This is a genomic window from Haloplanus rubicundus (assembly GCF_003342675.1).
In the GTDB taxonomy this organism is placed as follows: Archaea; Halobacteriota; Halobacteria; order Halobacteriales; family Haloferacaceae; genus Haloplanus; species Haloplanus rubicundus.
Map to the genome: position 1 here is coordinate 2,260,584 of NZ_CP031148.1, position 16,273 is coordinate 2,276,856.

Consider the following 16,273-nt stretch of genomic DNA (forward strand, 5'->3'; position numbering starts at 1 on the left):
GCACAGTTAAACCGCAGGCGGCCCGGAGATCCACCGATCCGCTCACCGACCCCCACAGAGCCCACCTATGGTTGATCCAGTCATCGCCAGCCGACTCCAGTTTGCGCTTACGACCATCGTCCACATCATCTTCCCCGTGGTCAGTATGGGTCTCGCACCCTTCCTGCTCTACTTCACGTGGAAGGACATCCGAACCGGCGAACCGGTGTACGAGCAGTTACGCCGGTTCTGGACGCGCATCTTCGCCGTCAGTTTCGTCGTCGGAACCGTGACGGGCATCGTCCTCGAGTTCGAGTTCGGGACCAACTTCGCCGCCTTCGCGACGACGGCCGGTCCGCTGTTCGGCGGCCCACTCGCCGTCGAGGGGATGATGGCGTTCATGCTCGAAGCCACCTTCCTCGGCGTCTTCGTCTTCGGCCGGGAGCGCGTCGGCGACGCGCTCTACATGATTTCTGCCGTTGCCGTCGGTCTCGGCACCTGGCTCTCCGCGGTCTGGATTCTCATCGCTAACTCGTGGATGCAGATGCCGCGGGGGTACGAGCTGGTCACCCGGAACGGCGAGCAGGTGATCCACCTCGTCGACCCCATCGCGGCCTACGCCACCCCCCGATTCTTCTGGATGTTCGTCCACATGCAGAACGCCTCGGTCGAGTCGGTGTCGCTCGCGATGGCGGGGCTGAGCGCCTACTTCGTCTTCAAACACCACGTCTGGGAACGCCCAGTCGACCACGTGACCTTCTGGGAGACGACGCTCAAAATCGCCGTCGTCGGCCTACTGATCACCGCGCCACTGCAGGTGTTTCACGGTGACCTCTACGCCCGCCACGTCTACGAGACCCAGCCCCAGAAGTTCGCGGCGATGGAGGCCGTCTGGGAGACGGACTCCTACGTCCCCGAGTATCTGATCGCGTTCCCGACGAGCATAGAGAGCCTGCTCGATCCGCGGGCGAAGGAAATTTTCGGTATCGGCATCCCCGGCGGCGCCTCGTGGCTCGCGAGCGGCGGCGACCCGCAGGCGACCATCCGGGGCTTGGAGGAGTTCGAGGGACCACAACCCCCCGTCGCGGTCGTCTTCTGGTCGTTCCGTATCATGGTCGCGCTCGGGTTCTGGTTCGTCACGCTCGCGTTCTGGAGCGGCTACCGCTGGTACCGGGGTGAACTCTTCGCGGACGACCTGTTGCACAAGGCGCTGATGGCGTCGTCGCCACTCGGCGTCCTCGCGGTCGAACTCGGCTGGGTCGTCACCGAAGTCGGCCGTCAGCCGTGGATCATCCAGGGAGTGATGAAGACGAGCGAGGGGGTCTCGCCCGGCCTCACCGGCGCCGAGGCGACGGCCACGCTCGTCGGCTTCGCCGCCGCCTATCTCGGCTTGCTCACGCTCTATGGCTACGTGATCACCCGTCTGATCCGGGCCGGCCCGCCGGATCGGGCCGACCTCGTGACGACGGCGCCGACCGAGAGCGAGGTGGCCGCCGATGACTAGCGTCGAAACGCTGTCGAGCGGCCCGCTCTTTGGCCTCCCGCTTCCCGACCTCTGGTTCGGCCTCCTCTTTTTCATCTTCGCGACCTTCCTCTTTCTCGATGGCTTCGACTTCGGCGTCGGCGCCCTCTTCGTCACTCGCGAGGACGCGGCCGAACGGGAGCAGTTTCTCGCCGCCATCGGCCCGTTCTGGGACGGCAACGAGGTGTGGCTGGTCGTCTTCGGCGGCGCCCTCTTTGCCGCCTTTCCCCCCGTCTACGCCAACCTGTTCAGCCGCCACTATCTGCTGATGTTCGCCATCCTCGGGGCGCTCCTGCTCCGCGGCCTCGCGCCCGAGATGTACGAACAGCGCCACGACGAGCGGTGGCAGCGCTGGTGGGGACGGTCGTTCGTCGCCGGCAGCCTCGCCACCCCATTTTTCCTCGGGCTGTTCACCGCCAACTGGCTCCTCGGCTCGACGGCGCTCGTCACGCTCCCGGGCGTCCTCGTCGGCCTGACCGTCGTCGCGCTGACCGTCGTCGACGGCGTCGCCTTCCTGCGCTTGAAGACTCGCGGTGACCTGCGCGCCGACTTGCAGGCCGACGGCTACCGTGCCCTCGCGGCCTACCTCGTACTGGTGGTCGCGACGCTCGCCGGCATCTACGCCCTCGCGCCCAGTCTCCGGGCGACGATGCGCTCGCCGCTCGTCCTCGGCCTCGTGGGACTCACGCTCGTCCTCGCCGCCGCGTACGCGCTAGCGACGCGACGGAATCGGTACTACCTCGCCTTCGTCGCGGCTGCGGGCCTCGTGTTCGCCCTCGTCGCCGTCGTCGCGGCGCTTCTCTACCCGTCGGTCGACCCCGCGACGGGGCTGACCGTCGAGGCGGCCATCGTGCCGACGCTCTCGCTCAACCTCATGTCCATCGGCGCCGCGCTCCTCCTGCCGCTGGTGTTCGTCTACTTCGTCGTCCTCTATTCCGCGTTCAGCGGCCCGATCGAGGCGGAGGAGTCGTACTGATGGGCGACGTGTCGGACGCGATACCCGGCCCGCGGCTCGGCTCCCGAATCTTGGTGACGTGGATCGAACTCACGCTCGTCGGCATCACCGGCGGCCTCCTCGGCGACACCGTCGGCGGCCCGCCGGGCTTTATCATCTACCTTCTTACGACGCTGCTCACCGTCGCTATCCTCTTTTACAACGTGAACGCGCTCGTGGCGTGGTGGGTGCGAGCGGCCGGCGCCGGAGACGACTGAGCCGGACGCCGCACCCGTTCTTGCCGATCGGAAACGAACTCCGGATATTTGAGTCTCCACGTCGTACGGTAGCGTATGCCACCTGGTGAGCGTTTCGCCGACCGAACCGACGCGGGGGAGCGGCTGGCGGCCGAACTCGTCGACCGGGGGATCGGCGCGGACCTCGTGCTGGCGATTCCGCGCGGCGGCCTTCCGCTCGGCCGAGAGGTGGCGGACGCCCTCGACGCACCCCTCGACATCGTGGTCGCGTCGAAAATCGGCGCCCCCGGCAACCCGGAGTACGCCATCGGCGCCGTCTCGAGCGACGGGCACGTCTGGCTCGACGACGAAGCAACTGCCCGACTGGGCGTGGCCGACGCGTACGTAGAGCGGGAGCGCGAACGCGAACTCGAGGCGGCCCGCGAGAAGGCGTCGCGCTACCGCGGTGACCGCGATCCACCCGACCTGACCGGAAAACGGGTCGTCGTCGTCGACGACGGCGTCGCCACGGGGTCGACCGCCATCGCCGCCCTCCGTCTCGTCCGCGAGGGTGGCGCCGAGCGGGTCGTCCTGGCCGTCCCCGTCGGCCCGCCGGACACGGTGTCGGAACTCGACGGCGTCGCCGACGAGGTGGTCGTCCTGCGGGCGCCCGCCTCCTTCGGCGCCGTCGGCGCCTTCTACGACCGCTTCGATCAGGTGACCGACGAGGAGGCGATGACGTATCTGGACGAGCGTCCCTGAGCGACCGCCGCACCCCTCAGCATGAACGATCGGTATGATTCTCGAATGTCAGGAACGGTGGGCGTGATTTTCGGTGCCGAGCACGTAGTTTTGGGGGAGCGTGCCAACCCATGCAGACCGTTACTCGCCCGTTCACGCCGGACCTCCCGTCGGGATACGTGGTCAGACGCGCCCACGAGACGGACACACCGGCCATCGCGCGGGTGTACGGGGCCGCGTACCCGTCGGCGACCGACTACCCGCTGGTCGAGGCGTCGGCCGTCCGGGAGACGTTCGTCGAGGACGACGCCATGGCGGCGTTCGTCGCCGAGACGGACGGCCGGGTCGTCGGCGTCGCCGCCGTCGAGTACGACTCCTTCGACGAGGGGAACGCCCAGATCTGTAAGCTGGCGGTCCACCCCGACCACCAGGGACGGGGGCTGGGTCGCGAGCTCCTGAAACACCGGCTGAACGTCCTGCACGCCGACCCCACGTTCGACGGTCTCGTCTACTCCGCGGCCGTCACCTCGCATCCGGCCTCCCAGCACAACCTGATCGCGCGCGGATTCGAACCGTACTCGGTTCACAAACACTTACAGGAGGGCTACTTCGGGCCGGACGCCGAGAGCGAGGCGATCATGCTCTACACCCCGAGCATCGGCTACGCCGAACGCGACGTGTACGTCCCCGCGCGCTACCGCCACATCGTCGAGCGGACGCTGGCGCAGGCGTCGCTCGACCTGCTGGGGCGCCGGATTCGGACGGTCAACACGGTCACGTACCCCACTGCGGCCCAGCTTCGGATGGCGCTCTCGCACGAAGCCGGCTTCCTCTGGGAGGTGACGCCGGAGGGGAGCGAGCCGTGGGCGGAGACGAAGTCGGAGCTTCTGGCGGCCGTTCGCGACGACGACGAACATCTGATGGTCCCCATCGACGCCAACGCGAGACAGCTCGTCGCGCTGTACGAGCCGCTCGAACGGGCGGGGTTCTACCCCGCTGGCTTCATCCCCGACTGGCTGACTCGCGAGGGTGAGCAACGCGACGCCTTCGTCTTCCAGCATCCGCCGACCGAGGCGCCGACGACTATGCACGTCGTCGAGGACGTGAAGGCGCTGCTGGACGTGTTGGGGCTCGAGTATCGCGTCGTCGCGGCCCACGACCGTTACTGGGAACTCGAACTGTAGGGCGCGCCCTCGGCGAAGGCCGCGAGCGTCCGGCAGTAGTCGGGGACGCTGTCGAGGACGAGATACTCGTAGCCCTCGTGGGAGCCGTAGGCCTCCGGCCCGAACGCCACGCCCGGAACGCCGTGGGCGGCGAAGTGACGCAGGTCGCTCGTGTGCGGTTTTCGGACGAGGTTCACGTCCCGGCCGATCACCCGTTCGGCGTGGCGCTGGAGGCCACGGACGTACGGGTCGTCGGGGTCGGTGTCGACCGGCGCCCCGTGGCCGGCGCTCTCGACGGTCAGACCGTCGATGGCCCGGAGCGCGGTCAACACTCGGTCTCGGGCGTCGGCGTCGGGATACCGTACGTCGAGTCGGAGCGTCGCCGTGTCCGGCACCTGATTGACGGACGTGCCGCCCTCGATCAGGCCGTAGTTGACGGTCGTCGGCCAGTCGTCGTCCTCGGCCGCGAACACCGCCCGTATCTCGGGGTTGGCGTCCATGAGGGCCGCGATGGCGTTCTCGCCCTGTTCCGGCGTCGCCGCGTGGGCCGACGCCCCGGTCGCGGTCAGATCGAGCCGAATCACCCCCTTCTGTCGGTGGACGATATCCAGGTAGCCGTCGAGGTTGTTGGGTTCGCCCGTGATACAGAAGGCGGGGTCGTAGCCGGCCTCGTCGAGGAGGTAGCGGGCGCCGTGGTGGCCGCCGCGTTCCTCGTCGGTGACGACCATCAGCGCGAGCGACGGCGGATCGGCGCGCCGCGACAGGTCGCGTACGACGTGCATCATGGCCGCCAGCCCGCCTTTCATGTCGGCCGTCCCGCGACCCGAGAGTTCGCCGTCGTCGATGTATCGCGGCGTGAACAGGGAGTCGGCGGCCGACACCACGTCGAGGTGACCGTGGAAGACGAGTTCCGGCGACCGCGACCCATCGAGCGAGACGACGGCCGAGGGGACGCCCGCGTGGTCGAACCGCTCGACGTCGACCGCCTCGTCCGCGAAGAAGTCGAGGACGTGCGAGAGGCAGGCGTCGATCTCCGCGGGGCGGTCCTCGGTCGTGCGGTACTCCACGAGATCGGCCGTCAGCGACGCCACCCGTTCCCCGAGCGACGCTCCCGACTCCCCGGCGTCGGTTACCATTCGTCGGACGTTCGCGGCGTCGGCATTTGTATCTGTCCCGCTCACTCAGTCCGGAACGCCCGCACCTCGTCGAGGGTCGGAATCCCCGCCCGAGCACCCGCCGTCCGCGTCGCCATCGATCCGGCGACGACGGCCGTCTCGACGGCGTCCCGCAACGACGCGCCGGCGGCGAGACGCGCCGCGAGATAGCCGTTCAACACGTCGCCGGCGCCGGTGGTGTCGGCGGGGTCGACGGTCGGGGGGTCGACCGTGAATCGGTCGTCGCCCGCCGTCACGATCAGCGGGTCGCCGCCGCGTTTGCGGACGACGACCCCGTCGTACGCGTCGAGGGCGTCGGCGAGGGCCGCGTACTCGCCCTCGTTCGGCGTGAGATAGTCGACTGCGTCGCGACCGAGCAACGGGTCGACGCCCGCCGGCGGCGCGGGGTCGAGGATCACCGTCGGCCGGGTCGACTCGGCCGCCAGGTCGTCGAGCAACGCCGCGACCGGTTCGGCCGGAATCTCGTTCTGGAGGAGCAGACAGTCCGCGTCGCGGACGGCGTCGTAGTGGGCGTCCACGTACGCGTCGTCTACGGCCGCGTTGGCGCCGGGGTTGACGACGATGCGGTTGTCGCCGCTCGGGTCGACGAAGACGTATGCCGCCCCGGTCGGGGCGTCGGCGACGCCGACCCGGTCGGCGTCGACGCCGGCGTCGGTGAGGGCGGGGCGGACGCCGAACCGCTCGTGGTCCGTGCCGACGACGCCGAGCATCGTCGTCGTGGCGCCGGCGGCGGCGGCCGCCACGGCCTGATTCGCGCCCTTGCCACCGTGAGTTATCTCGTCGGTATCGGGGGCGAACTCGTCCGGAAGCGTCTCGACGCGGACGGTCTGTCCCTGTCTCGGAAACCAGTCGTACCGCTCCGCGAGCGACGCGAGTTCGGCGTCGGACGCCCGCCGAACGTGGTCGACGTTGATGCTCCCGAGGCTGACGACCCGACCCATCGTACCCGTATCGCGGCCGGGAGTCACCTATACGTTCGGGTGAACGACTGCCGCTCCGACGGCGCCCGTGCCAGTATCGGTCCGGAAACGGGTTCGATAACCAGTAGCTCGTCTGATAATATCTCGGATCGGAGGATGACAGGAGAGTCGGCCGCTCCGGGTGGCCGGAGCGGACGGCGGCGTCAGATATTCTCTAGAAATGATAATTATCACCAATGTTTATTTAAACGCCGATACGACAGCCGTATGCTATGTCAATCCTGGCTGCGGTCGACGATCCGGAGAACACCGATGTCGTACAGCGCGGCTACGAACTCGCGCAGGCGTTCGGCGAGGAGCTGGTGGTGCTCCACGTCCTGCCCGAGACGGAGACCCGGGAGGAGGCGGAAGAAGTGGCGAACAACGCCATCCGACTGGCGCTCGACGACCCCGAGAACGTCTCGGTGGCGGGGGCGCTCGGCGACCCGGCGCCGCGCATCCTCAGTGAGGCCGACAGGCGGGATGCCAGCTACATCGTCCTCGGTCCGCACAAGCAGACGCCCATCGGAAAGGCCCTGATGGGAAGCGTCTCCCAGCTCGTCCTGCTGAACGCCGACTGCACCGTCGCGTTCGTCGCCGAAGACGAGGAGTAGCGCCGCTTCGACCGATCTTTTCGGCGCCGCCGACCCACACAGCGCCGCGGTTCTTCGACGCCCACACCACGATAACTAAAGGTGACAGGTCCGTACTCGCCGTATGGACGGACACGCTCGCAACACGTCGCGCCGACGCGTCCTCCTCGGCACGGCAACCGCCCTCGGCGTCGGGATCGCCGGCTGTCTGGGTTCCTCGGACCGCCCGGCACCCATCTCGCTGGACGCATCGCTGAGTTGCGACCAGTGTGGGATGGTCATCGACCAGCAGCCGGGGCCGTCCGGACAGACCTACTACCGCGACAACAGCCCCGAGGGACACGACCCACCCGCGCGCTTCTGTAGCACGGTGTGTACCTTTCGTCACCGATTCGCGACCGAGGGCCGTGGCTGGCAGCCACAGGTGACGTATCTCACCGACTACGCTACCGTCGACTACCGAGTCCGCCGGGAGGGTGGCGCGCAGGTCATCTCGGCACATCTCGCCGCCGAGCACTTCGCCGCCACCGAGGACCTAGAGGTGGTGGTCGGGTCGGACGTGGAGGGGGCGATGGGACCCGCCATCGTCCCCTTCGGCGACGGCGACGCCGCCGCGGAGTTCGCGTCGACGTACGGCGGTGACGTCATCGCCGCGGAGGCCGTCTCGCGGGAACTGGTCGCGCAGGGCTGATCGGCGCCGACTGGCCGACGCCGTTCCCAGCGACCGGGAATCGTCGCGGTAGAATTGTTTATAGAGCACAATATCGAGAGTATGACCGACGTTCGCCGGCGGGTGCGCGAACACGTCCGGGCCAACCCCGGCGTCCACTTCAACGCCCTCGCGCGGAACCTCGACATCGCGACCGGGCAGGCGCAGTACCACCTCCACCGCCTCGGCCGGCGCGACGACGTCGTCGCCGAGCGGATTCGGGGACGGACTCACTACTTCCTCCCCGAATACGACGCCTGGGAGCGTCGGACGCTCGCGCTCTACCGTCGAGAGACCGACCGTGAACTCGTCACGCTCCTGCTCGACGAGGGCCGACTCCCGGCCGCGACGCTCGCCGACCGCCTCGGCCTCGCGCGGAGTACGGTCTCCTGGCATCTCGATTCGCTGTCGAACGCCGGCGTCGTCGAGACGAGTCGTGGCGCCCGGGGACGGATCGAGGTGTCGCTCGCCCGACCCGCGGCGACCGACCGGCTCCGCCGAGAGGTGGCGCCCTCGGTCGCTGGGGGGGCCGCCCCCGCCGACGGCGGGGGCTACGGCGTCGCCGACGCGGACGACTAGGCGCGCCGACTCCCCACGGCGAGGGTGGCGACGAGGAGCGAGGCGAGGCTCCACGCGAGGAGGCCGGTGGCAGCGACGGGCACCGAGACGAAGCCTGCACGCTCCGAGAACGCGACGTAGAGCACCGTCTCGAACACCAGCCCGCGGTAGGCGCTCGCGGGCGAGACGCCGAGGAGCGTGCCGAGGTCGGCGTCGACGAGACCGCCCGCCAACGCTCGCAGGACGGTCACGTCGGCGCCGACGGCCACGACCAGCAGACCGACGAGCGCCAAGAGGATGGCCCGCCGACGGGAGTCGGCGAGCGCGGAGATGGCGACGGCCATCGCCAGTGCCGTGAGCGCGAAGCCGGCGGTGAGCGCCAGGAATCGGACGAACAGCAGCGGCGAGTCGACGCCACGGTGGGTGGCGAACACCGCCGTGTCGGGACCGGCACTCACGGCGACGACGCCGCCGAGAACCAGGAGCGGCACCAGCACGACCGACAGGAGGGCAACGGCACGGCCGGCGTAGACGCCGACGACGTACGCCCACGGCGGGAGCGGATACGTCGCGAGGACGTCCAGCGTCCCGCGGACCGCGTCGTCGGTGATCGATCGGTAGCCGACGGCGAAGGCGACGGCCGGGACGAGCACCTCGACGACGAGTAACACGTCCACCACCGTCGGGACGTAGCCCGCGGACGGCCCGTTCCCGGCCCCCGCGAGGCCGAAGACGACGAGCGCCAGCGCCAGCGCCAGCAGGAGATACGTTCGACTCCGGGCGGCGCCGCGGACCTCGCGGGCGAAGACCGCCCAGAACGCATCCAGGGGGCCGGTCATCGCGTCACCTCCGTCCGAACGGAGACGGCGTCGTCGGCCTCGACGAGGCTCGCGAACGTCTCGTGGAGCGGGCCGCCGGTGCGGTCACGGAGCGCCGCGGGCGTGTCGGCCGCGACGACGGCGCCGCGATCGAGGACGATCACCCGATCGGCCGACCGCTCGACCAGCGGCAGGTCGTGTGACGTGACGACGACGGCGTGGCCGTCCTCGGCGAGCGACTCGAGGATGTCGAACACCCGTCGGCTCATCACCGGGTCCAGCCCGCTGGCCGGTTCGTCGAGCGCGAGCACCGGCGGATCGCCGGCGAGCGCCTGTGCGATGCCGAGGAGGCGCGTCATGCCGCCCGAAAGCGCCTCGACGCGGCGGTCCGGGACGCTCCCGAGCCCCACCCGGTCGAGCAGGTCGGTCGGATCGTCGTCGACGAGACGCGCGTAGAACGCCGCCGTCTCGGCCGTCGTAAACCCCGGCCGGAACGCCGGTTCCTGGGGCAGATAGCCGAGCGGACGGGTCGCCGACGGCCCCTCGTAGGTCACGTCGCCGTCGGTGGGGGAGAGGAGCCCGGCGAGCACCCGCAGGAGCGTGGTCTTTCCCGAGCCGTTCGGGCCGATCAGCGCGACGACGCTTCCCCCCGGGATCTCGACCGAGACGTCGGCGAGGGCGGTCACGTCGCCGAAGGTCCGGTCCACCCCCGTCGCGCGCAGGTAGGTCTCGTCGGTCACGCGGCCCGTCCCTCCACGTCGACGGCCGTCTCGTTTCGCGCCCGTGCGAGCAGGTCGGGGTTCGCCGGTCGCCGGAGCGGCGCGAGGTCGACGATGCTCGCCTTCCGGAAACCGGGCGTCGTCCCGCGGAACGCCCGCAGGCCGCGGACCGACGGCGCGGCGCTCAGCGTCACCGCCGCGTCGGTCCGGTGGAGCCGCCGGTCGAGTTCGTCCGTCGGCGAGTAGGCGCGGTCCAGCGTCGGCGACCCGTCCGCCGCGAGGCTGGTGTCGTAGGCGCCGTCCCAGTAGTTGCCGCGGCCGTCCGCGGTGAAGATGCGGAGTGGCCCGGGACCGGCAGTGGCGTGGCGGTCGTTGTCCACGAAGTCGTTCGCCACGACGCGGTTCGAGGGGACCACCGTCGAGGCGGCGAAGCCCACCTCGTTGCCGTAGAGGACGTTGTGTTCGTACCGCGACTGGGTGGCGTAGGCCACCATCCCGCGGTCGGCGTCGACGACGACGTTGCGGGCGACGTAGCTCCGCGAGCCGCCGACGAAGATGCCCCCGTTGGCGTGGCGCACGTCGTTGCCGACGACTGCGTTCGCCGTCGGCCGCGTCATGACGACCACGCCGCTGCCCTCCTGCCCGCGGGCGACGTTGTCCGCGATCAGCGTCTCGGAGGTGTACATGAGGTGGACGCCGAAGCGCTGGTCGAGAAAGGTGTTGTTCCTGACGACGGTGCCGTGTGCGCGGTGGAGGTAGACGCCGTCGCGGCCCCCCTCGATCCGCGAGTCCTGCACGACGACCGGTTCGTGCATCGCCATGACGCCCATGAAGCCGTCGAGCCACTCCGCCGAGCCGTCCACCCGAAGGTCGGAGACGACGGCGCCCGGCACGCCGCGGAGCAACACCCCGTTGGCCGGCGTGTGGATCGTGACGTTCCGGACGTACGTCCCCGAGACGTTCACCGCGGCGACGCCCGCGTCGCCCTCGCCGTACCCCTGCTGGATCGGGGCGTCCCAGTCGTCGCTCGCGGACGCGTTCTCGGCGCGGGTCGCGTTGCCCACGCCGCGGATCGTCAGCCCGGTCACCGCCACGTCGTCCGCGCGGACGTCGATCACCGTTCCCTCGCCCTCGCCGTCGACCGTCGCCGCCCGGCCGCGAATGGTGAGGGGCTTCTCGACCGTGACGCGTTCGGCGTACGTCCCCGGCGGTACGACGACGGTCGTGTTCGGCGGCGCGGCGGCCACGGCCGCCCGAATCGTCGGTGCGTCGCGGCCGACCACCACCGACACCTCGCGGTCGAGAAGCGACGCCGCGGCCGCGACCTGGCGATCAGCGCGCGCCCGCCGGTCGTCGATGGACGACTCCACGCCCGCCGCACTCGGCACGGCTGGCGGGTCCCGACGGAGAGCCTCCCAGTCGACGACCCGCCCGCCACACGCGTCGGCGAAGGCCCGCGCGTCGGCGGCCTCGGAGAACGGGACGACGACGGACTCGCCGGCCAGCGTCGCGCGACTCCCGACGACGAACTGCGCCTCCGTCACCGACACCCAGTCGGGCTTGGTGGCGCTGGTGAGCGTGCCGTCCGTACACCGCGGTGACCGGCCCGCGTAATCGGAGGCGTAGACGGCGAGCGGGTAGCCGAACTGTCGTTCGCGTCCGGGTTCGTCGAGCGCCGAAATCGCCGCCGCGACCCCCGTGTAGCCGACCACGTACCGGTACTGGGAGTAGAAGATTTCGACGCGAGGGATCGTGGCGCCCTCGGCTTCGGCGGTCTGTTCAGTCTCCGCGGTCGCGCCGAGCTTGACCGTGTCGGCGTACGGGACCGGATCGGGGCGCGCCGCTCCGAGGTCGACGGCGAAGGCACCGACCGCCGTGGCGACCAGAAGGATCGAGCAGGCGGCCGCCACGAACTGCCACGTCCGCGTCTCCCCGGCGTTCATCGACGAATCGTTGACCGGGGGCGTATTTACTTGGTGTGGTGTGGCCGTCTAACCCGAATACTCCGCGTAGCTCACGCAGTAGGCCTCGGGCGCGATGTTGCCGGCGACGATGGCACACGCCCCCATCCCGTCGCCGTTCTTGTCCTCGATGTAGAACTGGCAGTTCGAACACTGCTGGCCGTCCTGGGGCTCCTCCTGGTAGTTCACCGCCGACTTCGCGGAGAGGGAGTCGGGGTTGCGTTGCGTCCCACCGAGGCTCGTCGCCGTCTCGTACGCTGCGGGAACGGTGTCGTCCCCACCCGTCGAAGTAGCCGTCGCCGTCGCGGTTGCCGTGGCCGTTGCTCCGCCACCACCCCCGTCGCCTCCGTCACCGCCACCGCCCCCACCACCACAGCCGGCCAGTCCGGCGGTGAGTCCACTTCCGATCAGTGCGAGTAGTCGGCGTCGGTCAGGCTCCGTCAGTCGCTTGCCCATAATCGTTCGTTATATTCCCGCCGGGGAATAAACTCTGGTGTACCCGTCGAAATCTGCGATCCGGGGATACCGACCTTTTTACCGACATCCCGTCTACGGCCGGCAGGGCGTGTGGCCTAGCGGATAGGGCGAGAGGTTCCTAACCTCTCGATCGCGGGTTCGAATCCCGCCACGCCCGTTCCGGAATCGAACGGTGCGGAGTCACAGGACGGCGTCGGGGTTCTTATAAACCCGGCGCTCAGACCGCGAGCGCGATCGTTCCATTTGTGAACGGGGGTCGTCGCTGTCATGCGATTCGCTAAGAGCTAATTGGTGGATTGGTGATATAATCGTTGGGGTGGACCTGTGATTGTGTGGGCTACTTGCTTACTGAAGAATACAAGAAAAACGTCGTACAATCCGCCCCAACCCATTCGTAATTCGTACGGTTCGTAACAACCCAGTCTTACAGCGTCATAGAACTCTCCACACGGATCTGCGTTCCTCCCCAAGCTGGAGAGACAGCTGTTCGGATGAGTCTACGTGTCCGTTAGTTGGTTATCTCAATCTTCGTTAGACCCCGGCTCAGATATCAAATACGGCAATCAAGACGAGAATCGTACCAACAATCCCGAGAACGAATGCGACGATATCGAACGGAGACACTTCTCCGAACAACGTTCCGAGAAGCAAGCCGACGAGAGTGACCTGAACACCAAGTATACCTCGCTGTATGTTGTTCACAGTCCGCACTCACGGTGCAGGCCAATCAAACACGGGTGCATATGACCCGTTCTGCGGCACCCGTTATATCGGCAATGCCGGGTTCGCCATCATCAGCAATCCCGGGATTGCTAACCTCCGAGTTCCGGGATTACCAATCGCCGGGCAGCTGCGATCACTTCTACTAACAGAGCCGTGGTCCTGGGAGGCCTAACAGCGCGAGCCATTACTGAGTTAGCGAATGAGGCAGCGAGTAGCCTCGTGTCTCGGGTGTGTGAATACAAACATCAGAGGCCCGAGCCACCGGTCCAACTGGAGGCGACAGTGTTTCGAAACAGGATTTGCCAATTATTCTACCCTCGTCACCAATCTCGCCAATTCCACCAATCCCAATTAATTGGACCGTATTTAGGTGTCGGAATTAACGCTCAGATATGAGGTCTTCATCCTCAGCAACGTCCGCACCTCGTCCGCTAGCCGCCGACATCGTCCGACGATCGAGGTGGTCCCGTGTAAGGGATCGCCCGACGAATCTCCTGCCACGACGTGTAGTGAATCTCCTGACAGTGTGGCCAACAAAACGGGAGCCCTCTCGGGGTAGCCATGAGTAACGAGGTCCCCGATATCGCGGAGGAGGCAGATCTCGAAGACCGCCTCGCAGACCTGCTGGAGCAAACCACCGACCCACTCGAACCGACCACGCCCGAACACGCGCTCGAACTCTATCTAAACGACAAGATCCGAGGCTGCCAGCAAGCGACAGTCACCTCTCATCGGTCGCGGCTCGGATTCTTGATTGACTGGTGTGAGGAAAACGGTATCGACAATCTCAACGACCTCACTGCCCGCGATCTCCACGAATTTCGCGTGTGGCGTCGGCAGGATTTGAAGACCGTCAGCGAAAAGACCCAGATGGACACACTTCGCGTGTTCATCCGCTGGTGTGAGAGCATCGGTGCAGTGACTCCCAACCTCTATCGCAAGGTCGACTCACCGGATCTCGAAGCCGGCGAGAGCGCTCGCGATACTGTGCTCCACGCGGAGCGGGCCCGAGAGATACTGACGTACTTAGAGCAGTACGAGTACGGCACCGTCGACCACGTCTGCTGGCTCACCCTTGCCGAGACGGGGATGCGACTCGGTGGTGCGCGAGCGCTCGACATCAGAGACTTCCATCCGGACGCTGAGACGCCCCACTTCGACGTTCGGCACCGACCGGAGGCAGATACTCCAATCAAGAACAAATCCCGGGGAGAGCGGCGAATCGCCGTCTCGGCGGAAGCCTGCAAGATTATCGAGGACTATTTGCAGCACCAACGGCCGGACGTGGAAGACGAGTACGGGCGGGAGCCGCTCCTCGCGACGTCACACGGTCGCGTCGCCCGCTCGACGATCCGAACGTACATCTACCGGTGGTCACGGCCCTGTGTCCGTGATACTGAGTGTCCACACGACCGTGACCCGGACGAGTGTGAAGCGGCCACCGACCGCGACAGAGTCGCACAGTGCCCGTCGAGCGTCACACCCCACCCGATTCGGCGAGGGTACATTACGCAACTCCTCCGTGCCGGCGTTCCAGTCGAGACCGTGAGCGAGCGGTGTAACGTCTCGCCGGCGATTATCGACCAGCACTACGACGTCCGGTCCGAGGAAGACAAAATGCGCCAGCGCCAGCAAGTTCTCGACGACGTGCAAGGGGGCGGCACTAGGTATACGTGACTCCTGCTCCGCAACACGCAGCGACTGACCGACGAGCAAAATAATAATTCAGGCGAAGACGAACTTAGAGGTCGTCGAGATACTGCCGGCGGAGTTCCATCTTTTCGCGGTCGGTGCGCCTGTCGTAGTGCTGGTCGAGGACCTCTTGACTGACGTTCGCCCTGTCACCCACGGCGGTCTCGGGCACGTCTTGATTCAGGGAGTAGGTGATACTCCCGCGCCGAATCGCGTGGGGGCTGACGCTCGACGGACACTTCGATGCGTGCCCGTGCTGAACGGCATCACACGTTTCTGGATCGCGGTCGTGCGGGCACGGTTCGTCGTACCTGCACGGCTGCGTGTATCGATAGCAAGCCCGTGCAATCGTGGCCTTCGAAACGCGTCCCTGTGCAGTCGCCAGCAGCGGTTCGCGCCCGTGCTCATCGGTCACATCCGGACGCTTGTTCTGAATCCAGTCGTCGAGGAGTACACACATACGGTCCGAAAGCGCAATCAGCCGCTCGCCGTTCTTGCCATTCTTGATTCGGGTCCCTGTCTCCGGGCGACTGACGACCGACAAACACTGCTCCTCCCGCTGGTAATCCTCGACATCGAGGGATCGCGCACCGCCACGACGCATCATCGTGTGCCAGAGAAGCGAGAGCGTGACATGCCGACGGGACGCGTACTCGTATTTCTCCAGATGGTCGAGCATCGCCTCGGCGTCCTCACTTTCGAGCATGACGTGACGAGTGTTCTGCTCCGCCGAGACACTCGGTGACTGGACTTTCTGATGCAGTTCGGGCGGCACACCATCGATGGACGCCAGCCACCGAGTGAAGACGCGCACGGTGTCCATCTGGGTCTTCTCGCTCGCCACGGAGAGGTCGCCCTCGTTCCGTCGCCAGATGCGGTATTCGTGAAGCCGCCGACCGGTAAGGTGGTTCAGGTTGTCGATGTCGTTCTCCTCGCACCAGCGGACTAGGTGGCCGAGTCGCGACCGATGCGAGCGGACCGTCGCGTCTGCGTACTGGGTTTCTCTCTCTGCGAGGTACAGTTCGACTGCCTTCTCGGGTTCGATTGGTTCCAAATTCATGGTTCGCTCGGTGGCGAACCGCATGACTATCGACCCCGACCACGCGCACCGACTTGAATGGCCAATTTTTCCGGCACACGCCCTGTCTCCCGCCACGCCCGTCTCGTTCACGTTGTTCACTCGACGGGCGTGGCTGAGTCCCCCTCGCTCACTGCGTTCGCTCGCGGGACTCCCGCCACGCCCGCCTTCCGTCCACCGGCGATCCAACCCTACGTCCTGAATAAAGCCGGATTACGCTCGGATTTCGTTGGCAG

At 67.3% G+C, this 16,273-nt stretch carries 16 protein-coding genes and 1 tRNA gene; 10 read left to right on the top strand and 7 right to left on the bottom strand.

The window, feature by feature from the left end; genetic code table 11:
• Positions 1-67: 67 nt before the first annotated feature.
• The 5 genes from DU484_RS12600 to DU484_RS12620 all read left to right on the top strand — a co-directional run bounded on the left by DU484_RS12600 (position 68) and on the right by DU484_RS12620 (position 4,596).
• Entirely contained in the window at positions 68-1,483 is a 1,416-nt protein-coding gene (locus DU484_RS12600) for a cytochrome ubiquinol oxidase subunit I (RefSeq protein WP_114586331.1), read from the top strand.
• Complete coding sequence (gene cydB / locus DU484_RS12605; RefSeq protein ID WP_114586332.1) at positions 1,476-2,477, top strand: cytochrome d ubiquinol oxidase subunit II; 1,002 nt, start codon at positions 1,476-1,478, stop codon at positions 2,475-2,477. Before DU484_RS12600 ends, cydB begins: the two co-directional genes overlap by 8 nt.
• On the top strand, positions 2,477-2,713 hold the full coding sequence (locus DU484_RS12610; protein WP_114606097.1) for a hypothetical protein: 237 nt from the start codon (positions 2,477-2,479) through the stop codon (positions 2,711-2,713). The genes cydB and DU484_RS12610 overlap by 1 nt, the downstream gene beginning before the upstream one ends.
• A 75-nt stretch (positions 2,714-2,788) precedes the next feature.
• Positions 2,789-3,433, top strand: coding sequence for a phosphoribosyltransferase (locus tag DU484_RS12615; RefSeq protein ID WP_114606098.1), 645 nt, complete (start codon positions 2,789-2,791; stop codon positions 3,431-3,433).
• Between the two features lie 110 nt (positions 3,434-3,543).
• Positions 3,544-4,596 carry a GNAT family N-acetyltransferase gene (locus DU484_RS12620; RefSeq protein WP_187347702.1) on the top strand — a complete coding sequence of 351 codons (1,053 nt, stop codon included), beginning with the start codon at positions 3,544-3,546 and terminating at the stop codon, positions 4,594-4,596.
• Here DU484_RS12620 and DU484_RS12625 read toward each other — a convergent pair.
• Both DU484_RS12625 and DU484_RS12630 read right to left on the bottom strand, forming a co-directional pair.
• Positions 4,575-5,711 (bottom strand): M20 family metallopeptidase, encoded by a 1,137-nt coding sequence (locus DU484_RS12625; RefSeq protein ID WP_114606099.1) that lies wholly within the window; start codon positions 5,709-5,711, stop codon positions 4,575-4,577. The two genes, DU484_RS12620 and DU484_RS12625, sit on opposite strands and share 22 nt — an antisense overlap.
• 41 nt (positions 5,712-5,752) lie before the next feature.
• A complete protein-coding gene (locus DU484_RS12630; RefSeq protein ID WP_114606100.1) occupies positions 5,753-6,691 on the bottom strand; it encodes a PfkB family carbohydrate kinase in 939 nt (312 codons plus the stop codon).
• 251 nt (positions 6,692-6,942) lie between these two features.
• Here DU484_RS12630 and DU484_RS12635 point away from each other — a divergent pair, with 251 nt between their 5' ends.
• The 3 genes from DU484_RS12635 to DU484_RS12645 all read left to right on the top strand — a co-directional run bounded on the left by DU484_RS12635 (position 6,943) and on the right by DU484_RS12645 (position 8,590).
• Positions 6,943-7,323: a universal stress protein gene (locus DU484_RS12635; RefSeq protein ID WP_114586337.1), complete on the top strand. Its 381-nt coding sequence runs from the start codon at positions 6,943-6,945 to the stop codon at positions 7,321-7,323.
• Positions 7,324-7,426: 103 nt separating this feature from the next.
• A complete protein-coding gene (locus DU484_RS12640) occupies positions 7,427-7,993 on the top strand; it encodes a nitrous oxide reductase accessory protein NosL (RefSeq protein ID WP_114606101.1) in 567 nt (188 codons plus the stop codon).
• Positions 7,994-8,074: 81 nt separating this feature from the next.
• Entirely contained in the window at positions 8,075-8,590 is a 516-nt protein-coding gene (locus DU484_RS12645; protein WP_114606102.1) for a winged helix-turn-helix transcriptional regulator, read from the top strand.
• Here DU484_RS12645 and DU484_RS12650 read toward each other — a convergent pair.
• The 4 genes from DU484_RS12650 to DU484_RS12665 are packed head-to-tail and all read right to left on the bottom strand — an operon-like array spanning position 8,587 to position 12,523.
• Positions 8,587-9,408, bottom strand: coding sequence for an ABC transporter permease subunit (locus DU484_RS12650; protein ID WP_114606103.1), 822 nt, complete (start codon positions 9,406-9,408; stop codon positions 8,587-8,589). The two genes, DU484_RS12645 and DU484_RS12650, sit on opposite strands and share 4 nt — an antisense overlap.
• The gene (locus tag DU484_RS12655; RefSeq protein ID WP_114606104.1) at positions 9,405-10,127 is read right to left on the bottom strand and encodes an ABC transporter ATP-binding protein; all 723 of its coding nucleotides are present in this window, start codon (positions 10,125-10,127) and stop codon (positions 9,405-9,407) included. The genes DU484_RS12650 and DU484_RS12655 overlap by 4 nt, the downstream gene beginning before the upstream one ends.
• Complete coding sequence (locus DU484_RS12660) at positions 10,124-12,049, bottom strand: NosD domain-containing protein (protein ID WP_114606105.1); 1,926 nt, start codon at positions 12,047-12,049, stop codon at positions 10,124-10,126. Before DU484_RS12660 ends, DU484_RS12655 begins: the two co-directional genes overlap by 4 nt.
• Positions 12,050-12,097: 48 nt before the next feature.
• Entirely contained in the window at positions 12,098-12,523 is a 426-nt protein-coding gene (locus DU484_RS12665; protein WP_114606106.1) for a high-potential iron-sulfur protein, read from the bottom strand.
• Between the two features lie 105 nt (positions 12,524-12,628).
• Here DU484_RS12665 and DU484_RS12670 point away from each other — a divergent pair.
• Both DU484_RS12670 and DU484_RS12675 read left to right on the top strand, forming a co-directional pair.
• Positions 12,629-12,701 (top strand) — tRNA-Arg (locus DU484_RS12670).
• A gap of 1,127 nt (positions 12,702-13,828) precedes the next feature.
• Entirely contained in the window at positions 13,829-14,944 is a 1,116-nt protein-coding gene (locus tag DU484_RS12675) for a tyrosine-type recombinase/integrase (protein ID WP_114606107.1), read from the top strand.
• 64 nt (positions 14,945-15,008) lie between these two features.
• Here the strand turns inward: DU484_RS12675 and DU484_RS12680 are convergent, their stop codons facing one another.
• Positions 15,009-16,019 carry a tyrosine-type recombinase/integrase gene (locus tag DU484_RS12680; RefSeq protein ID WP_114606790.1) on the bottom strand — a complete coding sequence of 337 codons (1,011 nt, stop codon included), beginning with the start codon at positions 16,017-16,019 and terminating at the stop codon, positions 15,009-15,011.
• Positions 16,020-16,273 lie beyond the last annotated feature (254 nt).

Excerpts from the sequence above, each read along its gene's own strand:
- DU484_RS12680 (WP_114606790.1), bottom strand. The coding sequence starts at position 16,019 with ATGAATTTGGAACCAATCGAACCCGAGAAGGCAGTCGAACTGTACCTC.
- DU484_RS12675 (WP_114606107.1), top strand. The coding sequence starts at position 13,829 with ATGAGTAACGAGGTCCCCGATATCGCGGAGGAGGCAGATCTCGAAGAC.
- DU484_RS12635 (WP_114586337.1), top strand. The coding sequence starts at position 6,943 with ATGTCAATCCTGGCTGCGGTCGACGATCCGGAGAACACCGATGTCGTA.
- DU484_RS12620 (WP_187347702.1), top strand. The coding sequence starts at position 3,544 with ATGCAGACCGTTACTCGCCCGTTCACGCCGGACCTCCCGTCGGGATAC.
- DU484_RS12625 (WP_114606099.1), bottom strand. The coding sequence starts at position 5,711 with ATGGTAACCGACGCCGGGGAGTCGGGAGCGTCGCTCGGGGAACGGGTG.
- DU484_RS12610 (WP_114606097.1), top strand. The coding sequence starts at position 2,477 with ATGGGCGACGTGTCGGACGCGATACCCGGCCCGCGGCTCGGCTCCCGA.
- DU484_RS12615 (WP_114606098.1), top strand. The coding sequence starts at position 2,789 with ATGCCACCTGGTGAGCGTTTCGCCGACCGAACCGACGCGGGGGAGCGG.
- DU484_RS12660 (WP_114606105.1), bottom strand. The coding sequence starts at position 12,049 with ATGAACGCCGGGGAGACGCGGACGTGGCAGTTCGTGGCGGCCGCCTGC.
- DU484_RS12645 (WP_114606102.1), top strand. The coding sequence starts at position 8,075 with ATGACCGACGTTCGCCGGCGGGTGCGCGAACACGTCCGGGCCAACCCC.
- DU484_RS12600 (WP_114586331.1), top strand. The coding sequence starts at position 68 with ATGGTTGATCCAGTCATCGCCAGCCGACTCCAGTTTGCGCTTACGACC.
- DU484_RS12650 (WP_114606103.1), bottom strand. The coding sequence starts at position 9,408 with ATGACCGGCCCCCTGGATGCGTTCTGGGCGGTCTTCGCCCGCGAGGTC.
- DU484_RS12630 (WP_114606100.1), bottom strand. The coding sequence starts at position 6,691 with ATGGGTCGGGTCGTCAGCCTCGGGAGCATCAACGTCGACCACGTTCGG.
- DU484_RS12665 (WP_114606106.1), bottom strand. The coding sequence starts at position 12,523 with ATGGGCAAGCGACTGACGGAGCCTGACCGACGCCGACTACTCGCACTG.
- DU484_RS12640 (WP_114606101.1), top strand. The coding sequence starts at position 7,427 with ATGGACGGACACGCTCGCAACACGTCGCGCCGACGCGTCCTCCTCGGC.
- cydB (WP_114586332.1), top strand. The coding sequence starts at position 1,476 with ATGACTAGCGTCGAAACGCTGTCGAGCGGCCCGCTCTTTGGCCTCCCG.